The 18160-nt window shown below is 60.5% G+C and carries 19 protein-coding genes and 1 tRNA gene; 13 read left to right on the top strand and 7 right to left on the bottom strand.

Annotated features, from left to right (window positions below):
• Positions 1-195: 195 nt before the first annotated feature.
• Positions 196-1734, bottom strand: a complete 1539-nt coding sequence (locus NQF87_RS04270; protein WP_266127188.1) for a Do family serine endopeptidase — start codon at positions 1732-1734, stop codon at positions 196-198.
• A gap of 178 nt (positions 1735-1912) precedes the next feature.
• Between NQF87_RS04270 and NQF87_RS04265 the strand changes: the two genes are divergently transcribed.
• Together NQF87_RS04265 and NQF87_RS04260 are read left to right on the top strand one after the other, a co-directional pair.
• Positions 1913-2632 (top strand): AzlC family ABC transporter permease, encoded by a 720-nt coding sequence (locus NQF87_RS04265; protein WP_266127187.1) that lies wholly within the window; start codon positions 1913-1915, stop codon positions 2630-2632.
• A complete protein-coding gene (locus tag NQF87_RS04260; RefSeq protein ID WP_266127186.1) occupies positions 2629-2931 on the top strand; it encodes an AzlD family protein in 303 nt (100 codons plus the stop codon). Before NQF87_RS04265 ends, NQF87_RS04260 begins: the two co-directional genes overlap by 4 nt.
• Here NQF87_RS04260 and NQF87_RS04255 read toward each other — a convergent pair.
• Positions 2928-3413 (bottom strand): nucleoside deaminase, encoded by a 486-nt coding sequence (locus NQF87_RS04255; protein WP_266127185.1) that lies wholly within the window; start codon positions 3411-3413, stop codon positions 2928-2930. The genes NQF87_RS04260 and NQF87_RS04255 overlap by 4 nt on opposite strands.
• 109 nt (positions 3414-3522) lie before the next feature.
• On the opposite strand from NQF87_RS04255, the gene NQF87_RS04250 reads away from it, so the two are divergent.
• From NQF87_RS04250 to NQF87_RS04235, 4 genes are all read left to right on the top strand, one after another.
• Positions 3523-4302, top strand: a complete 780-nt coding sequence (locus tag NQF87_RS04250; protein ID WP_266127184.1) for a pseudouridine synthase — start codon at positions 3523-3525, stop codon at positions 4300-4302.
• Between the two features lie 4 nt (positions 4303-4306).
• A complete protein-coding gene (locus NQF87_RS04245) occupies positions 4307-4954 on the top strand; it encodes an RsmD family RNA methyltransferase (RefSeq protein WP_266127183.1) in 648 nt (215 codons plus the stop codon).
• Between the two features lie 99 nt (positions 4955-5053).
• Positions 5054-8080, top strand: coding sequence for a DNA translocase FtsK (locus NQF87_RS04240; protein ID WP_266127182.1), 3027 nt, complete (start codon positions 5054-5056; stop codon positions 8078-8080).
• 3 nt (positions 8081-8083) lie between these two features.
• Positions 8084-8833: an RluA family pseudouridine synthase gene (locus NQF87_RS04235; RefSeq protein WP_266127181.1), complete on the top strand. Its 750-nt coding sequence runs from the start codon at positions 8084-8086 to the stop codon at positions 8831-8833.
• A gap of 6 nt (positions 8834-8839) precedes the next feature.
• Here the strand turns inward: NQF87_RS04235 and NQF87_RS04230 are convergent, their stop codons facing one another.
• From NQF87_RS04230 to NQF87_RS04215, 4 genes are all read right to left on the bottom strand, one after another.
• The gene (locus tag NQF87_RS04230; RefSeq protein WP_266127180.1) at positions 8840-9988 is read right to left on the bottom strand and encodes an NAD(P)/FAD-dependent oxidoreductase; all 1149 of its coding nucleotides are present in this window, start codon (positions 9986-9988) and stop codon (positions 8840-8842) included.
• A gap of 196 nt (positions 9989-10184) precedes the next feature.
• Positions 10185-10457 carry a hypothetical protein gene (locus NQF87_RS04225; protein WP_266127179.1) on the bottom strand — a complete coding sequence of 91 codons (273 nt, stop codon included), beginning with the start codon at positions 10455-10457 and terminating at the stop codon, positions 10185-10187.
• A gap of 224 nt (positions 10458-10681) precedes the next feature.
• Positions 10682-11944: a 5-demethoxyubiquinol-8 5-hydroxylase UbiM gene (gene ubiM / locus NQF87_RS04220; RefSeq protein WP_266127178.1), complete on the bottom strand. Its 1263-nt coding sequence runs from the start codon at positions 11942-11944 to the stop codon at positions 10682-10684.
• A 78-nt stretch (positions 11945-12022) separates the two neighbouring features.
• Positions 12023-12640 (bottom strand): nitroreductase family protein, encoded by a 618-nt coding sequence (locus tag NQF87_RS04215; protein WP_266127177.1) that lies wholly within the window; start codon positions 12638-12640, stop codon positions 12023-12025.
• A 112-nt stretch (positions 12641-12752) separates the two neighbouring features.
• Here NQF87_RS04215 and hisB point away from each other — a divergent pair, with 112 nt between their 5' ends.
• The 7 genes from hisB (at position 12753) to NQF87_RS04180 (ending at position 17290) form a co-directional block, all read left to right on the top strand.
• A complete protein-coding gene (gene hisB / locus NQF87_RS04210; protein ID WP_266127176.1) occupies positions 12753-13355 on the top strand; it encodes an imidazoleglycerol-phosphate dehydratase HisB in 603 nt (200 codons plus the stop codon).
• An 83-nt stretch (positions 13356-13438) separates the two neighbouring features.
• On the top strand, positions 13439-14083 hold the full coding sequence (hisH, locus tag NQF87_RS04205) for an imidazole glycerol phosphate synthase subunit HisH (RefSeq protein WP_266127175.1): 645 nt from the start codon (positions 13439-13441) through the stop codon (positions 14081-14083).
• A gap of 13 nt (positions 14084-14096) precedes the next feature.
• Positions 14097-15461 (top strand): 1-(5-phosphoribosyl)-5-[(5-phosphoribosylamino)methylideneamino]imidazole-4-carboxamide isomerase, encoded by a 1365-nt coding sequence (gene hisA, locus NQF87_RS04200; protein ID WP_266127174.1) that lies wholly within the window; start codon positions 14097-14099, stop codon positions 15459-15461.
• Positions 15455-16216: an imidazole glycerol phosphate synthase subunit HisF gene (gene hisF / locus NQF87_RS04195; protein WP_266127173.1), complete on the top strand. Its 762-nt coding sequence runs from the start codon at positions 15455-15457 to the stop codon at positions 16214-16216. The genes hisA and hisF overlap by 7 nt, the downstream gene beginning before the upstream one ends.
• Before the next feature lie 29 nt (positions 16217-16245).
• Positions 16246-16605, top strand: a complete 360-nt coding sequence (locus NQF87_RS04190) for a phosphoribosyl-ATP diphosphatase (RefSeq protein ID WP_266127172.1) — start codon at positions 16246-16248, stop codon at positions 16603-16605.
• 91 nt (positions 16606-16696) lie between these two features.
• Positions 16697-17077 (top strand): HIT domain-containing protein, encoded by a 381-nt coding sequence (locus NQF87_RS04185; RefSeq protein WP_266127171.1) that lies wholly within the window; start codon positions 16697-16699, stop codon positions 17075-17077.
• A 137-nt stretch (positions 17078-17214) separates the two neighbouring features.
• Positions 17215-17290: transfer RNA gene (locus tag NQF87_RS04180), tRNA-Glu, on the top strand.
• Between the two features lie 117 nt (positions 17291-17407).
• On the opposite strand, the gene NQF87_RS04175 is transcribed toward NQF87_RS04180, so the two are convergent.
• A complete protein-coding gene (locus NQF87_RS04175; protein WP_266127170.1) occupies positions 17408-17998 on the bottom strand; it encodes a cysteine hydrolase family protein in 591 nt (196 codons plus the stop codon).
• Positions 17999-18160 lie beyond the last annotated feature (162 nt).

The raw sequence follows: 18160 nt of genomic DNA, 5'->3' as shown, positions 1-18160 counted from the left end.
CCAGATCTCCCGTGGCCGACACGTCAACGTCATGCCATCGCCATCACGCGCCATCAATTTCGGTGAACTGACGCTTCACTACCGAGAATATGCAGGGCCGTAAACGGCCCGCAGGAAAAATCCTGCCCCTCCAGTTACGAAAGAGCAGGATACCCGAGCCATCAGGCACATTGAGGAAGGGAAAGCGTATCCGGCTTACTGGCCGTCTTCGCTTCCATCCTCGTCACTGTCACCCGCACCATCAGGCGAGACGGCCACGAAGAGCTGCTGGCCATCACGCAGGATACGCAGCAGCGGCGGCTGATGCTGTCGGAGAGCCTTCTGCACCAGAGCCACCACGGCATGGGGATTGGCTATCATCTGGTTACCAACGGCCACGATGATGTCACCGGGACGGATACCGGCATGATCCGCCGGACTGCCCTGGGCCACATCAGCAACAACACAGCCCTGCACGCTGTCATCCAGCCCCAGCTCCTGCCGGGTACGGGGCGTCAGCACGCCAAGAGCTAGACCCATCTTGCCGGACGGCGCATCAGCGGTACCGCCTTCCGTGCCCCCTTCCTGACTGCTCCTGGCCTGGTTGCCGACCGTGACCGTCAGGGGAAGCGTCTTGCCATCCCGCAGGACCGTGAATGTCCCCTTCGACCCCGGAGCCATGGACACGACCTTCACGGCGAGGTCATGGGCACTGCGGACATCGTGTCCATCCAGAGACAGGACCACGTCACCGCTCTTCAGCCCTGCCTTGTCAGCCGGTCCACCCTTGATGAGATTGGCCACCAGCGCACCATGAGAGGGCGCACCGGGATGGTCGCTGCTGACCAGTCCGAGGGCACGGGCCATCGTCGGGGTGATGTCCTGCGTTTCCACACCAATGAAACCACGCACGACATGGCCGGTCGTCCGCAGCTGATCCACAACGGAACGCACCGTGGCGGACGGAATGGCAAAACCGATCCCGATGGACCCGCCCCCATTCGGGGACATGATCATGGAATTGACACCGATCACCTTGCCATCCAGCGTGATCAGCGGCCCGCCGGAATTGCCATGATTGATGGGCGCATCCACCTGGATGAAATCATTATAGGCCCCGGAATGAAGATCACGCCCCAGAGCGGAAATGATGCCCGCCGTCACCGTGCCACCGAGGCCGTAAGGGTTGCCGACGGCCACGACCCACTGGCCCGGCTGCACGTCATCAGAATTGCCCAGCTCGACATAAGGCAGATGATCGGCCTTCACGCGCAGCAGGGCAATGTCCGTCTTGGCATCATGGCCGATGACCTTCGCGGGCATGGTCGTACCATCATCAAGCTTCACGCTGACTTTCGTGGCACCATTGATGACATGGTTATTCGTGACGACATAGCCATCAGCCGAAATGATGAAGCCGGACCCTCTGGCCTCCACCATACGGTTGGACGGCATGCCCGGCATCATCTGGAACGGAAAGGGGAATGACGGGAAGGGAAATGAGAAACCCTGCGGACCGCCATTGCCACCGGGCGGCCCTTCACCACCATCCTCATCAGCCCCCTCACGGATGCGGGCCGTGATGGAGACGACAGCAGGTTTGACCTGCTTCACGATCTGCACGAAATCAGGGATACCCTGTCCACCCGACATCTGCGGACGGATGGGAGCATTCTGGGCCAGGGCAGGCAGGGGAACACTGGCCAGACCCAGCACGGCCAGACATGCCAGAGACAGACGGGAGGGCGACATCATCACAGACTTTTCCTGAGGTTATGGGTTGTACATGCATCAAGCGGAACGTGTGGAGAAGATAAGGCTGGGACTGCCCGCCCTGCAAGCAGACAGCACCTAAAAGAAATGTAAGACACACCGGCCATCAGCCACCCCATCCGCTCTTGCTGACAGGGCGGCTGGCTTCTAGAAAGTCACCATGCAGACCACCTCCCTGACCGACAGGCAGAACAGTTTCCGGGCGGAATTTTTCCGGGGTGTGAAAACATCCCTGCCCCTCCTCATCGCTTTCGTACCCTTCGGCCTGCTTCTGGGCAGTCAGGCCGTGCAGAAAGGCTTCTCCATTCTGGAAGTCCCCCTGCTGACAGGCCTCAATTTTGCCGGAGGGTCAGAATTCGCCGCTGTCGGCCTGTGGTCCATCCCACCCGCCATCATGCTCCTGGCCGGAGTGACCTTTCTCATCAACAGCCGCCATATCCTCATGGGCGCAGCCCTCGCCCCGCACCTGAAGCATCTGCCCCGCTGGAAAATCTTTCTGCTGCTTTTCTTCATGTGTGACGAAGTCTGGGCACTGACCCTGACAGACCTGCATGCCCGGCCAGGCCACCGCTTCAGTACCGGTTTCTATGCCGGCATCACGGTCTGCCTGTATCTCACCTGGGTCATCTTCACCTTCATGGGAGGCTATACGGGCAATCTTCTGGGAGACCTGACACGCTATGGCGTGGACATGGCTTTCCCGGCCGTGTTCATCATGCTGCTCAAGGGCATGTGGAAGGGGGCACGCAATGCCCTGCCCTGGTGTGTCAGCCTTGGCGTGGCCGTGCTGGTCCATCTCCTCCTGCCCGGAGCCTGGTACGTCCCCGCCGGAGCGCTGGCAGGCATTACCACCGCCTTTCTGGTCGTGAGGGGCATATGATGCTCCACATCCCCGCCCTTCTGGCCATCCTTGCCATGGCCCTCGTGACGTATCTGACCCGCATCGGAGGCTATCTGCTGCTCGCTGGGCGTAAGCTCTCACCCCGGATGCAGGCCGTCATGGACCTCATTCCCGGCTGTGTGCTGGTGGCCGTCATCGCACCTGACTTCGCCACGGGCCGCCCGGCCGATCTGCTGGGCCTCACCGCCACCATGCTGGCCGCCACACGCTTCTCCCTGCTGCCCACCATGCTCTGCGGGGTCATCACGACGGGACTGTTACGAGCCATTCTGGGCTAGTCGCCCGCCTTTCCCCGCAACGCCCTGAAGAACAGTCTGAGCCGCTCTCCAGCATCCCGTTCCCTGACCCCGCTGATGACTTCTTCCGGCCGGTGCAGGCATGTGGGACGATGGAACAGGCGGGGGCCGTGATCAACGGCTCCCCCTTTAGGGTCATAGGCCCCGTAGATAAGACGCCGGATGCGGAAATGCGTGATGGCCGCCGCACACATCGGGCAGGGTTCCAGCGTCACGACCAGCGTGCAGCCAGCCAGCCGGGCAGAGCCGTGCTGACGGGCAGCCTCCCTCATGGCCAGAAGCTCGGCATGGGCACTGGCATCATGCCACTCTTCCACATAATTACGGGCCATGCCCAGAACACGGTCCCGCCCATCCAGTACCACGGCCCCGACAGGCACCTCCCCCATACGGGCCGCCTCATCCGCCAGGGCAAGAGCCTGCTGCATCGCCTGCCGTGTTGTCATGACTGCACGAAGAGACATGAACCCATCCCCCTGAAGCGAAAAAACGGACCATAATCCGCTCCGGACTGCTTTATAGAGCCGTAAATGGATTGCCAAGGAAAGGCCGGGCACGGTATGCGTGCAGGATATGAAAGACGATCCTTCCTCCTCTCCCGATACGCAGCGTGGTGAACGCATTGCCAAGGCTCTGGCCCGCCGTGGGGTCGCCAGCCGCCGTGATATTGAACGGATGATTGAGGAAGGCCGCATCACCCTCGGGGGCAGCCCGGTAACCCACCCGGCCACGTTCATCCAGCCGGGGGATATTGTCTGCGTGGATGGCAGGCCCGTGGACCCGCCCCAGCGGACCCGCCTGTGGCGTTATCACAAGCCCGCCGGTCTGGTCACGACCCATCATGACCCGGAAGAACGCCGCACGGTCTTTGAATCCCTCCCTGCCGCGATGCCCCGTGTCGTCAGCGTGGGGCGGCTTGACCTCAATTCCGAGGGGCTTCTGCTCCTGACCAATGATGGTGGTCTGGCCCGTGAGCTGGAGCTTCCCTCCCGTCAGTGGATCCGCCGCTATCGCGTGCGTGTTTTCGGCCTTGTGGATGAAAAGCGGCTGAAAGAGCTTGCCAGAGGCTGTGTTCTGGACGGCGTGCAGTACGGCCCCATCGAGGCCACGCTGGACTCCTCAAAGGGCGACAATTCATGGCTGACCGTCAGCCTGCGGGAAGGCAAGAACCGGGAAATACGCAAGGTCATGATGGGCATGAACCTGCATGTCAGCCGTCTCATCCGCCTGTCCTACGGGCCTTTCAGCCTTGGCAGCCTCAAGCCCCACGAGCTGGAGGAAGTCTCCCACAAAACCCTTCTGGACCAGATTCCGGGCCTGAAATCCGGCAAACCCGGCAGGGCACGGTCCTGACCTCATGAGAATCATCGCCGGGACCGCCCGCAACCGCCGCCTCCAGGCTCCAGCCGGACTGACAACCCGCCCGACCGCCCAGCGTGCCCGCCAGACTCTGTTCGACATGCTCATGCACGCCCCGTGGTTCGGCCGGGATGAGCTGGAAAACGCCGTGGTGCTGGATGCCTTTGCCGGTACCGGTGCCCTGGGGCTTGAGGCCCTGTCCCGTGGGGCAAAATTTGCTACCTTCATGGAGGGCAGCCGACCCGGAATTGCCGCCCTTCAGGCCAACCTGCATGGCTGCGGCATGACAGACCGGGCACGCCTGCGCCACTGCGACGTGACCCGCCCGCCCAAAGCCTCCCAGCCCCATACGCTCATCTTTCTTGACCCCCCCTATCACAAGGGACTGGTGCAGAAAGGCCTGCGTGCCCTGTGGCGGCTTGGCTGGATTGCCGATGGTGCCCTGATCGTTGCAGAAACGGAAAGTGCTCCCCTTCCCACTGAAGGGAAAGAGCCGGAAGACCCCTTCCAGCCCTTCCACGCCCATCTTCTGCCGAGCCTCTCCGCACCGCCACCGCCCCTGCTGGCCCAGCGCAGCTTCGGGGCAGCGACGCTGCACATCTGGCGGCAGGATAACAGCATCAGGGGAAGCCGCCCCACCCTCTGAAACGGGAGGCAGGGTGGTTCCACTTCCCAGAATCACCCGGAACAGGCTATATTGCGGCCCGATCGTGCCCTTTCTGTCCCAGCCAGAGGACCTGCCCCTGTGCTCTCCCGCTTTCGCCTTCCTGCCAAGCTGCGCTCCCTTCTGCCTGCCTCACGGCGCAGTCATGGCACTACCGCCGAACCGTTTCCCGGCCATGATCTGACACATGGTGGCGAGGAGATTCCAGCATGGCACGCCTCTCCCTTCTCCCGCATCCTGTCCGCACGCATGATGGAGGTCCTGGGCCTCATCCTGCTCATCATGGCACTGGCCATTGCAGCGTCCCTCTTCAGCTTCAATCCGCATGATCCATCCTTCAACACCGCTACAGGTACCGAGCCGACCAACTGGCTGGGCCGCTTCGGTGCCACCATTGCAGACGGGCTGACGCAGCTTCTGGGACTGGCCGGGATCGTGCCTGTCCTCATCCTGCTGGCATGGACATGGCAGCTCCTGCGCCATCACCATCTGGGCCTGCCCCTGCTGCGGCTGATGGCGGCCATCCTGTTCTGCCCGGTGGCGGCCATGATGATCGGCCTGTTTCAGCTGAGCCTGCCCGGACTGGACGCTGCATGGCCCACCAGCAGCGGCATCGGCGGGGAAAGCGGTGTCTTCTTCGCCCAGAAACTGCTGAGCCTCGTTTCAGGTGAAACGGGCAGCATGGGCAGTGTCGTCTCCATCCTGATCACCCTCGTTCTGCTTGGCATCCTGTGCCCCATGACCATGGGCCTCCAGAGCCGGGAATGGCGGTCTGTCGGGCGGGGCCTCAGTGCCCTCTTCCGGCTGCCCGCCCGTGCGCTCTTCCGCCCCCGTGGCACGGCCCCCGAAATGGAACGCCAGACCGCCTATCCTTCGGGAGCTGGTGGCCCCATCCGTCATGGCCGCCCCGTTCAGGGAAATGCGCCCCTGCCTTCCGGCTTCATCATGCGCAATCTCAGTCGGCAGGCTGAACGGCCCGCTGCGGTTCCCGGTGCGCCGTGGTCTCCCATGCAGCATGGAGCCACCCCGTGGCAGAAGCCCCCTTCCGCCCAGCCACCCCAGCCTCCCGCACCGCCTCCAGCCCCGGCACAGGAGGAAACACAGCACGTTCCTCCCCATGAGGAAGAAGCTGACAACCCTTACGCCCGCATGCTGGCCCATATCCGCCACGATCCTGGCCGGACCCGCATGGTGCAGCGTCGCCATGCCGAAGAAAATTACGACGACATCCCCGGCGTCCCGTTGACAGTCCAGCCGCAGGAACTGTCCGGTCCGGCACAGCAACCCGGCTTCCTCAAACGCCTCATCTCGGCGGGCAGCCCGGCCTCCAGGGCAGCACCGGAACAGCACAGCACCATCATCACCGAAACCATCCCCAACATGGCCCCGGTCACACCGGCAGCTCCGGGTACGCCCGCTGCCCAGCATCCGGAAACGGTGTCCACTCCCGTCCCTCATGAAGCGGCACAGCCTGTCAGTTCTGCTGTCCCGCCCCATCCGGCCGTTGCACCCCAGCCCAGCGTAGCCCCGGCCCCCCTGCCCGGCATGACCACACCCTCCGCATGGCTGCCACCTGCCATCAGCCTGCTCAATCCCATGCCTGACAGCAACCAGGTTGGCCCCTCGGAAGAGACCCTGCGGGCCAATGCCCAGATGCTGGAAAAAGTGCTGGATGATTATGGCGTGCAAGGCTCCATCACCGATTACAGGGCAGGGCCTGTCGTCACGCTCTATGAGCTGGAGCCAGCCCCCGGTGTCCGCTCCTCCCGTGTGATCGGTCTTGCGGATGACATTGCCCGTACCCTCGCCGTGCTGAGTGTCCGCATTGCCACCGTACCGGGCCGGAACGTCATCGGGATCGAAGTGCCCAACAGCACACGGGAAACGGTCTATTTCCCGGAACTCCTGCTGTCCCCGGCATGGAAGGAAAACCGCAGCAAGCTGCCGCTGGCTCTCGGCAAGGATATTGCCGGTGAACCCATCATGGCAGACCTTGCCAGAATGCCCCATCTGCTCGTGGCAGGAACAACAGGGTCGGGCAAATCAGTGGGGATCAATGCGATGATCCTCTCCCTGCTCTACCGGCTCAGCCCGGAAGACTGCCGCCTCATCATGATCGACCCGAAAATTCTGGAACTGTCCATCTATGATGGCATTCCCCATCTGATGACCCCAGTGGTGACTGAACCACCAAAGGCCGTCAGTGCCCTGAAATGGGCCGTACAGGAAATGGACCGCCGCTACCGCCTGATGGCCGATCATGGCGTGCGAAACATCAGCAGCTATAATGACCGGATACGCCACCTCAAGGCCTCCGGGGAAACCCCGACCCGCCGCATCCAGACCGGCTATGACCCGGAGACGGGCCGCCCGGTCTTTGATGAACACCGTCTGCCTCTTGAACATCTCCCCTACATCGTCATCGTCATTGACGAAATGGCCGACCTCATGATGGTGGCGGGCAAGGAAATCGAAGCCTCCGTGCTGCGTCTGGCACAGAAGGCCCGTGCCGCCGGTGTTCATGTCATCATGGCCACACAGCGTCCGTCCGTTGATGTGATTACCGGAACGATCAAGGCCAACTTCCCGACCCGCATCTCCTTCCAGGTCACCAACAAATATGACAGCCGGACCATTCTGGGTGAACAGGGGGCCGAGCAGCTCCTTGGCCGGGGTGACATGCTCTTCATGCAGGGGGGTGCCCGCATCACCCGTGTGCATGGCCCATTCATCAGCGATGAAGAAGTCGAGGCCGTGGTGGCGGACCTGCGCTCCAAAGGCTCTCCCGTCTACAATACCGAGGTTCTTGCCGACGAGCAGGAGGAAGAAGACACCTCCAGCAGCAAGAGCAGCAGTCGTGCTTCCGACGATGATCAGGACAGCGTCCTCTATGAACAGGCCACGGAACTGGTCGTCCGTGCGCAGAGAGCTTCAACCAGCTTCGTGCAGCGTCATCTCCGCATAGGCTATAACAGGGCTGCCAACATCATCGACCAGATGGAGCGTGAGGGCATCATCAGTGCCGCCAACCATGTGGGCAGGCGCGACGTTCTGGCAACGAAAGCCTCCCTGGGGCTGGATCGTGACGACCATGAGGATGAAGACTGACACATGGCCCCTCCTCCCCTCTTCCATGCCGGGATGGCCCTCCCCATCCTGTGGGAAGACCGGCATTTTGCTGTCATCAACAAACCGGCAGGTCTGGCCGCCCATCCCGGCCCCCAAACGAAAGACAGTGTTGAAACCCGCCTGACTTCTCAGAAGCGGGGCGGCCCCTGGCTGGTGCACAGGCTGGACACGGATACGGCAGGCTGCCTGCTCGTGGCCCGCCGCAAATCCGCCCTCATCGCCGCCCAGCAGGCCTTTGCTGAACACAGGACCATCAAACGCTACTGGGCACTGGTTGAAGGCCAGCCTGCCGAACGGGAAGGAACACTGGCTACCCTGCTGCGGCGTGTCTCCTCCGCCCGGCAGGGATGGAAGATGATCTCCGAGCCTGCACCCGACACGACAGCATCATCCAATCACGGCAGTCTGGCCCGCACTTCATGGCGGGTTCTGGCGAGCGATGGCACATCCAGTCTGCTGGAACTGACCCTGCATACCGGAAAGACCCACCAGGCCCGTGTCCACTGCGCCATGCTGAGCACACCCATCATTGGTGACCGGCTTTATGGTGGCAGCGGCCGTACCACCGACAGACTCCACCTGCTGGCACGCTCTCTGGAAGTTCCCATCAGGATGGTGGCTGCTGACCCGGGCAGAGCCGCCGAACAGGAGGCCCGCTCCTTCCTCATCACGGCCACGGCAGAAGACGCGAAGCTGGAGCAGTTCCTCCAGTCTCACGCCATCGGCTCGTAAGCCCCCTTACACGGGGCGGAACAGATCAGCCTCAAGCTGGTCAGGATTGTCCCTGTAACGCTCCGGGTCTGTCTGTTCCGTTATGGCGGAATAGGCCCCTCTTTTTATGAAATCCATGTAGTTGCGGCCTGACTGCAGATAATACAGGACACACAGTATCAGGTTGCAGTTCTTCTTCAGGATGGACAGGACCCGGTCCTTTTCATGGTAGGGAATGCCACGTTCTGAAACGAAGACATTATAGGTGTCGGCATTGAGGGGCATGTAATCATACCCTTCCACGCCATTATCCCTGAATTCATCAGACGCCAGGAACCCGACGGCCCTGAAATGGGTCTTTCCCGCCTCACTGATGAAGTGCGGCACCTTTTCCCGGAATGTCGGGTCTTCATCCATGAACATGGACTGAAGCGCATTATGCATCACGGTCGCCAGAATTGGGAAATAGATGGCCATGTCAACATTGTATTTTGCACAGACATAATACCACCGGCCTTTTCTGGGGTAAAAATCCGTAAAGGTGACAGAGAAAGCCCTCATGATTTCATAAAGATAGCGGTTGGCCGCAGGAATGCGCTGCTCAATGACCCCGCCAGTACGGTCCGCATGGATCAGTTCCGTCAGGATCGTGTTCTGCATCCCGATTATGTCAAAGCCATTGGAGTAATAGGGGTCCCATATCCCGTAGGAATCCCCGACCAGTGCCCAGCGGTCATCACTTACCCAGTAGTCGGACTGGCTGGCGAACCGCCTCAGTATCCTGAAATCCATGATGGGGAACTGTCTGTCTTCAATATAGTCAATCAGCACCCTGACATTCTGCTTCAGCCAGAGCGTGGTCTTCTCCCATGTTGCGAAGTCCTGAAACGCATACATGCTCTCATCAAAGATGACGCCAACACTGGTCCTGTTCTCGGAAAGGCGCAGAATCCATATCCAGTACCCTGCCCCCTCCAGATGGATGGAACTCCATGACCGATGCTCCGTCGTGAAAGGGTTGTCACTGGTCCGTGGCAGGAATTCATCCACATTGACCCCGCCCCCGACCCGGAACCAGACGGAAGAATGCTCGATAGGCAGCTTGTGCGTGATGCCGAATTTGCGGGCGAGCAGCTTCTTCATCCCGGCAGCATCAACGAGCCAGTGCGCCTTCAATGTTCTAGAACTGTTCCCTTTCCGATCCAGAACATGAACATATTCATGCTGCTCACCATCAATGGTCTCGAAATCAATATATTTGTGATTCAGGTAAAATCAGCTTCATCCTTCACCAGATCAAACAGATCATTTCCCAGCTTTCCACGCTCAAAATAAAATGCATAATTGGGAGAGAAATTATTATATCCCGCTCCTAATAGAACGATTCATTGATCCTGAAAAAACGCATTCCCATCTTGCGGGGATGACGTGCCTTCATGAAATCTTTCAGACCAAGCATCTGGTCGAAATAGATGGCGGCCACCTCATTGAAGGACTCGCCGACCTTGCCCGATATGTCATCAAGGGGGAATGAGGAATCATGAACGACGGCAATATGAAGGTCGCCATTCTTTTTCTTCAGCTGATAGGCCAGTGTCAGTCTGGCGAAACCTGCACCAATAATGATGACATCATATGTCATCATACACCCTGTACTTAGCTCACGATGTAGCTATCAGCCTCTGCCCTGACAGTGAAATAAAGCGAGCCATCCCGGCACAATCATTCCGACGCCCCCAGGAAAAGACGTTCCCCATACCGAAATTACTCCCACAGCCAGTATCACCGTGAAGAGCCATGACAGGCAAGCCATCTGCGTAATAAAAAATAAACCTCTGGTCTGACCTGCCATCTGCCTCAGGGCAGAGGTCACACGGGGTCCATCAGCATCCGTGTCACGGCCTTCTTGAAAGGGGCCAGACGGTTGGCCAGCATCAGCCCTGCCCGACGGGCAAGCGGGAACGGCCCGTCATCACGGGTATAGGCCACGGCAATGGCATTGGTCGCCGTAAAGAGCGGGAACGTTGCCCTGCGGTGCCGGTTCTCGAAACGCTGAAGAGACGCTGCATCTCCCGGATCACCCGGTCCCGCACTCAGCTCCTGCACCAGAGTTTCCTGACCACGGATACCAAAATTGAAGCCATGCGCCGTAATGGGGTGCATCCCCACCGCCGCATCTCCGATCAGAGCCACACGGGGTGCGTGAAAACGATGAGCATAAACGGCCTTGAGCGGATAGGTGATGCGGTCACTCATCACCCGCAGAAGGCCAAGCCGCCCATCCGTACGGCGGGTAATTTCGGCATTGAAGTCATCAGGCTCTGCCACCCGCAGGCGGGCAATGTCATCCGGCGGCAGGGTCAGCACCAGAGAGGACACATCTCCCACCCCACCATCCGGAGCGACCGGCAGAAGAGCGATCGTCTGGCGTTCGTCAAACCATTGCAGGGCCGTGTTGTCATGCGGCGTCAGATGACGCATCCGGCAGACAAGAATGCTCATGCCAAAATCATGCACGATGGCCCCGATCCCTGCCATCTCCCGTATCTGGGAAAAGCGGCCATCCGCCCCGACCAGAAGACGGGCCTGCATGGCCCTGCCATCCGAGAGCTGAACCAGCACACCATCCCGGCTGGCCTGATACCCCGTCACGCCCGTCCGGCACAGCAGGGCAATGCCCTCCGTCCGGCTCACGACCCGATGAAGGGCACGGCGGATGAGGTGGTTGGCCACCAGATAGCCCAGAGGCTCCCCCTCCGGCCCATCATGGGAGGCTGACGCCGGCACGGCACCCGGTGCATGAAAAATCAGGGGCGGTCCCCCCAGACGGCCACTCTCCACTCGGGCAACATCCAGCGGACAGACAGCATCGGCCGGAATCTCGTCCCACACGCCATGCTGCTTCAGCCAGTGGACCGTATGATGGGTCAGGGCGATTTCCCGCCCATCGAAGGAAGGCGTTTCCAGCACGGCATGGGGAGCCTTCTCCACCACGCTGACACGCCAGCCTTCACGGGCAAAGGACAGGGCCGCCGCCAGACCGGCAGGTCCCCCACCGGCAATCACCACATCACTGGTCAGGGAATCCGACTGCATCCCATCCGCCTGATGAACGTCACCGTGTCCTGTCATGCCCTGCACCCTTCACTTCACATCCGGCCACGGCTTTAACGCAACCATCATGACCCGGCAAGCAGCCGGCTCCCGGTCTCAGCGTCGCCTGTCATCCGCCCCGAAAGTGACAGGACTCCAGCCATCCCAAACAGCCACATACTCATCAATCTCAGGACGATTCGAGGTCCGTTCCGGCTTTTCCGGCGTTCCGACAAGCAGGAACCCGGCAAGACGGTGCGGCGCATCCAGACCAAGCTGGCTGAGCAGGGACCGGTCCTCACAGAATCCCCCACTGATCCAGACGCCTCCGAACCCCTCCATATGCAGGGCGTTGAGAACGTTCATGGCCCCGGCAGCCACGGCCATTTCCTGTTCCATGACCGGCACCTTATGCTCCGGCCGGAGATGCATCCCCAGTGCAATGATCATCGGTGTCTCGGAGAAACGCCTGCGCCGTTTCTCACGCTTCTTCTCCGGGGCATCAGGCTCCTGCCGGGCTACGGCCGCCACCACATGCTCGGCAAAAGCCGGACGGGCCTCCCCCGTGATCACCACGTAACGCCACGGGCAGAGATGGCCGTGATCCGGTGCCCGCAGACCGGCAGACAGAATGCGGGCCAGCACGTCCCCCTGCGGAGCCGGAGCGACAAGATCGCCCGTTGAAGACCGCCCCAGCAAGGCGGCAAGCGGCGAAGTGGATGAAGCCTGCGTCATGGTGGCGGGTCCCCTCACAATCCCTGTCGTGAACTCTACTGCCGACAGTCTCACCCACACGGTCACAATAAGCAAGTTTGGAAAGCGGCGCGGATTGGTATAGCAGGAAGACATGACTGCTCAGACTTCACGCACCGCCACGCTCACCCGCCAGACAGGTGAAACCGACATCACTCTTTCCCTCGCCATTGACGGACACGGAAAAAGCGACATCCAGACCGGCATCGGTTTTTTCGATCACATGCTCGATGCCCTGGCCCGCCATGGCGGGCTGGACCTCACCGTTCAGGTGAAAGGCGATCTCCACATTGATGACCACCACACCATCGAGGATGTGGGCATCACGCTGGGAGACGCCCTCCACAGAGCCATCGGGGACAAACGGGGAATCGAACGCTTCGGCTCCGCTCTCGTCCCGCTGGATGAGGCTCTCTGCGAGGCCGTCGTGGATATTTCAGGCCGCCCCTTTCTGGCCTGGAACATCACGTTCCCCCGTGAAATGATCGGCTCCATGGCCACGGAGATGGTGGAGGAATTCTTCCGTGCCCTCTGCATGTCCGCCCGCATCACCGTGCACATGAATGGCCGTGCCGGTACCAACGCCCATCACATTGCCGAAAGTGCCTTCAAATCCTTCGCCCGTGCCCTGCGCATGGCTCTCTCCCGTGACCCCCGCAGTGCAGGGCAGATTCCGTCCACCAAAGGGGTATTATGAGGCTCCTTTCACGATTTTTCCTTGATTTGTCTCCCATTCCTGCCTGAAACAGGACCGGACATCTTGCAGTATGGAGAGTGTTTATGCGTGTTGTCGTAATCGACTACAATGGCGGCAACCTGGCTTCTGCTGCACAGGCAGCCCGGAGGGCCGCCGCCCTCCGGGAGCTGGATGCGGACATCATCATCTCCCGGAACGAACATGACATCCTGACCGCAGACCGCCTCATCCTGCCCGGTCAGGGGGCCTTTGCCGACTGTGCAAAAGGCCTTGATGATGGCGGCCTCCGCCCGCTTCTGGAAAAAGCCACGCATGACGGCACGCCCTTCCTGGGCATCTGCGTGGGGATGCAGCTCATGGCCCGCTATGGGCTGGAGCATGGCCGCACCGAAGGGCTGGGCTGGATCGACGGTCACATCGCCCCCATGACGGGCAGTTCCGAACAGGGTCTCCGCCTGCCCCACATGGGCTGGAACACCCTGTCCTTCACACCCGGTGCCCACCCCCTGACCAACGGGCTGGAGCCGGGCAATCATGGCTATTTCGTCCATTCCTACGCCCTGATGGAAGCTCGTGCGGAGGAAACCGTCGCCACGGCCGAGTATGGCATGGCGGTCCCCGCCATCGTGGCGAAGGGCAACCGGTGCGGCACACAGTTTCACGTGGAAAAAAGTCAGGACGTGGGGCTGACCATCCTCGGCAACTTCCTGACATGGCAGCCGGGCTGATGCAGGCACAGCCATGAACCAGTCTTCTGACAGTTACCGGGCCGAGCGGCTGGAGAACACCATCTGCGAGGATGATCTCGAAAGCCTGATGGAAAGCACCGTGGCCGCCATTCTGGCCGAGGGCGTGTTCGACTGGCACACGCCGCCTGAAAGTGCCGTCCTGCGCCGCTTCTTTGAAGGCCTCCTGCTGGTGCCGGAACGTGATGTCTTCATCGTCCGGGCACCGGATGGCAGCATCTGCGGCGCAGCGGTCCTAGCCCATGCAGCCACCCGTTCCGAGATATACGGTACGAGTGCCACAATCACCGCTTTTTTCATCGTTCCCTATGAACGGGGCAAGGGGCTGGGCAACCTGCTCATGGAGGCCATCATCACACGGGCACAGTCCCGTGGTGCCAAGGTGCTGGACTGCCGTGTCCGGGAAACACTGCCCGATGCCATTGCCCTGCTCAATTCACTTGGCTTCACCCACTGGGGCACTCACCCCTATTTTGCACGAATCGGAGACCGGACAGTGCGCGGATTGTTCTTCTCAAAACTCCTCGTCCCTGAAGAAAAAGCCATGCAGTGGCAACCCGTCAGCACGTCCCTTTCCGCGCCCCATCATGGCCCGGAACCGGGTGGCCCTGTCGAAAAGCCGCTGACCCTCTACCCGGCCATCGACCTCAAGGGCGGTGCCTGCGTACGCCTGCAACAGGGAGAGATGAGCAGGGCCACCCATTACTCCGACAACCCACCGGCACAGGCAAAACTCTTTGAACAGGCCGGGTGCCGCCACCTCCACATCGTTGATCTGGACGGAGCCTTTGCAGGCCAGTCTGCCAACGTGAAGGCCGTGGAAGGCATCATTGCCAACACGTCCCTCCCCATTCAGCTCGGGGGTGGCCTGCGGGACATGAAGGCCATCGAACGCTGGCTGGAGGCCGGTGTCAGCCGTGTCATTCTCGGCTCCGCCGCCGTGAAGGACCCCGACCTCGTCCGTCAGGCAGCCCGTGCCTGGCCGGGCCGTGTGATCGCCGGGATTGATGCCCGGCAGGGCCGTGTCGCCACCGAGGGCTGGGCTGAAGTCTCCGAGCTGACCACGACGGACCTTGCCCGCCGGATGGAGGATGCAGGCGTGGCAGGCATCATCTTCACAGAAATCACCCGTGACGGAATGCTGGAAGGGCTGGACATTGACCAGACGGTCGAGCTGGCCCGGAATGTCTCCATTCCCGTCATTGCCAGCGGCGGCGTGGGGACACTGGACCATCTCCGTGCCCTCCGTCAGGCGGCGGATGAAACACCCGGCATCACTGGCGTGATCGTGGGCCGTGCCCTGTATGATGGCCGCATCAGCCTGCCCGAAGCCCTCGACGTGCTGGAGGGATCATGCTGAAACTGCGTGTCATCCCCTGTCTTGATGTCCGTGACGGACGGGTCGTCAAAGGGGTCAATTTCGTTTCCCTGCGGGATGCGGGCGACCCGGTGGAACAGGCCCGCCTCTATGACGCTGCCGGGGCGGACGAACTCACCTTTCTGGACATCACGGCCAGCTCGGACAATCGTGACACCATCTTTGACGTCGTGGAGCGGACCGCTGCCGAAGTCCGCCTGCCACTGACCGTTGGCGGTGGCGTGCGCAGCTGTGCGGACATCCGCAAGCTCCTGCTGAGCGGTGCCGACAAATGCGCCATCAACTCCGCCGCCATCCGCACGCCGGACCTCATCAATGAGGCGGCGGAGCGTTTCGGCAGCCAGTGCATCGTGGTGGCCATCGATGCCCGCTCCAACGGGCATGGCGGATGGGAGGTCCATGCCAAAGGCGGGCGGGAACCGACCGGGCTGGACGCCGTGGACTGGGCAGAACAGATGGCCACACGGGGTGCTGGAGAAATCCTGCTCACCAGCATGGACCGTGACGGCACCCGCTCCGGCTTCGACCTCGACCTGCTGAAAACTGTCTGCAACCGTGTCTCTGTTCCCGTCATCGCATCAGGCGGGGTGGGCGAGCTGGCCCATTTCGTGGAAGGAGCGCAGGCGGGAGCCAGCGGCCTCCTGGCGGCCAGCGTGTTCCATTTCGGCCAGTTCAAAATCAGTGATGTCAAACAGGCCCTGCATGATGCCCGGCTTCCCGTCAGGCTGGACCGCTAGGGAACGACATGAAAAAGGACAGAAAACATATGTCTCAGAATAACGCTTCATCACCCGAAACCCGCAAGGATGTTCTGGAGCGGCTCTATCACACGGTCATGGCCCGCAAAGGGGCCTCACCATCCGTCAGCCATTCAGCCCGCCTCATGGCCAGAGGGCGGAGCAAGATCGCCCAGAAATTTGGTGAAGAAGCTGTCGAATGCGTCATCGAGGCCATCAAGGGTGACCGGCAGGGCCTCATCAGCGAAAGTGCGGATGTTCTCTACCATCTGATCGTCATGTGGGTCGATGCAGGCATTGATCCGACAGATGTCTGGGCCGAGCTGGAACGCCGTGAAGGCACGAGCGGGATTGAGGAAAAAGCCTCCCGCCCGAAACCCACCTTCTGAGGCGCGGCTCATAGGTGGGTTGCCGCCCTCTCCCCTTGACTTCCCCCTGCCCCACTCCCCAATCATGAGGAGAAGAGAAGGAACCCATCTTATGCCGACATCCAGCCCCGCCTATGATCCCAACAATGTCTTCGCCAAAATCCTGAGGGGGGAGATTCCTGCCGAGCGTGTGTGCGACAGCAAGCATTCTTTTGCCTTCTATGACATTTCACCCCTCGCACCGATCCATGTTCTGGTGATTCCCCGTGGGGCCTATACGGACCTGCACGACTTCATCTCCCGTGCCAGCGATGAAGAGATTCTGGATTTCTGGAAGCTGGTGGACAAGATTTCCGCCGAACAGTCTCTCATTCCCAGCGGTTTCCGCCTCATCAGCAATGTGGGCCGTGACAGCGGGCAGGAAGTACCGCATTTCCACGTTCACCTTCTTGGTGGCCATCCTCTCGGCCCCATCCTGTCTTCTGGACGGTAAGAGACCATTCTTGACTGGCAACGCTCCCGTAATGGAGGCTTTGCCGGTCAGGGGATCGGGAATGTTTTTTCCGGACGCCCTGCTTTTCCCCCTTGCGCTTCCCCGGCAATCCCTCTAGAGAAGGCCTCACGCCTTTAGTCCCGTTCGTCTAGAGGCCTAGGACACCGCCCTCTCACGGCGGCAACACGGGTTCGAATCCCGTACGGGACGCCATTCACTCCACAATGTGACAGTACCAGCAGGCTGACGCCAGAAAGAATCTTCGGCATTTCGGAATGCTCCGATCCGCTGCCCGTCTCCGGATCGAAACGGGCAACCCTGTTCAGGGAATCATTTTTTCAGGGCGTCCACGACAGCCTGAGACGTATGGACATCCCCCGCCTTGGAGAAAAACGTTTCTGTCAGGAATGTATGGGCGGTCTCATCACCATCCGCACAGGCATCGCTGATGACGGCAAGATCATAATCCAGATCGCAGGCCTGACTGAAGGTTGTCAGCACGACGTGAGATGTTGCGACCCCTGACAGAAAAATCTTTTCAATTCCCTGTGCCCGCAGAATCATGTCGAGGTCCGTACTGCCAAAGGCTCCGACACGCCGCTTCTGCACCACAGGTTCTTCCGGCCTCGGAGCCATCCTGTCATCAATGGCGATTTCATGACTCTCGGGAATCGCCATGCCACTCTCCCTTATCCATGAAAACATCCTGTTGCGCCCATTGATCTCTGGATAACCAGGGCGGAAACAGACCATCACATGAATGACGAGACAGCCAGACTGACGGGCGGCCTCAAGCACGGCATGGGCTTTCTCCACCACCTGCTGTGCCCGTTCGGGAGGCAGAAAATTTTTCAGGATGTAATTCTGGAAATCCATGAAAATGAAAGCTGTTCTGGATTTCTCGGATAGCGCATCTACCATGAATATCCTCCTACATTGACCCCATACAGACCGGGGACAAAACAAACATGGAATGACTGTACCATATCTGTGAATATGTACCATCTCTCTATACAGAGAACATGTAACACCTTTATCACTTTTACTCTCATGCAGAAAATATCATATCCACCCATTAAAATC

This window comes from Bombella dulcis, assembly GCF_026385505.1.
GTDB lineage: Bacteria > Pseudomonadota > Alphaproteobacteria > Acetobacterales > Acetobacteraceae > Bombella > Bombella dulcis.
This window is presented reverse-complemented; position numbering and strand designations above follow the sequence as displayed.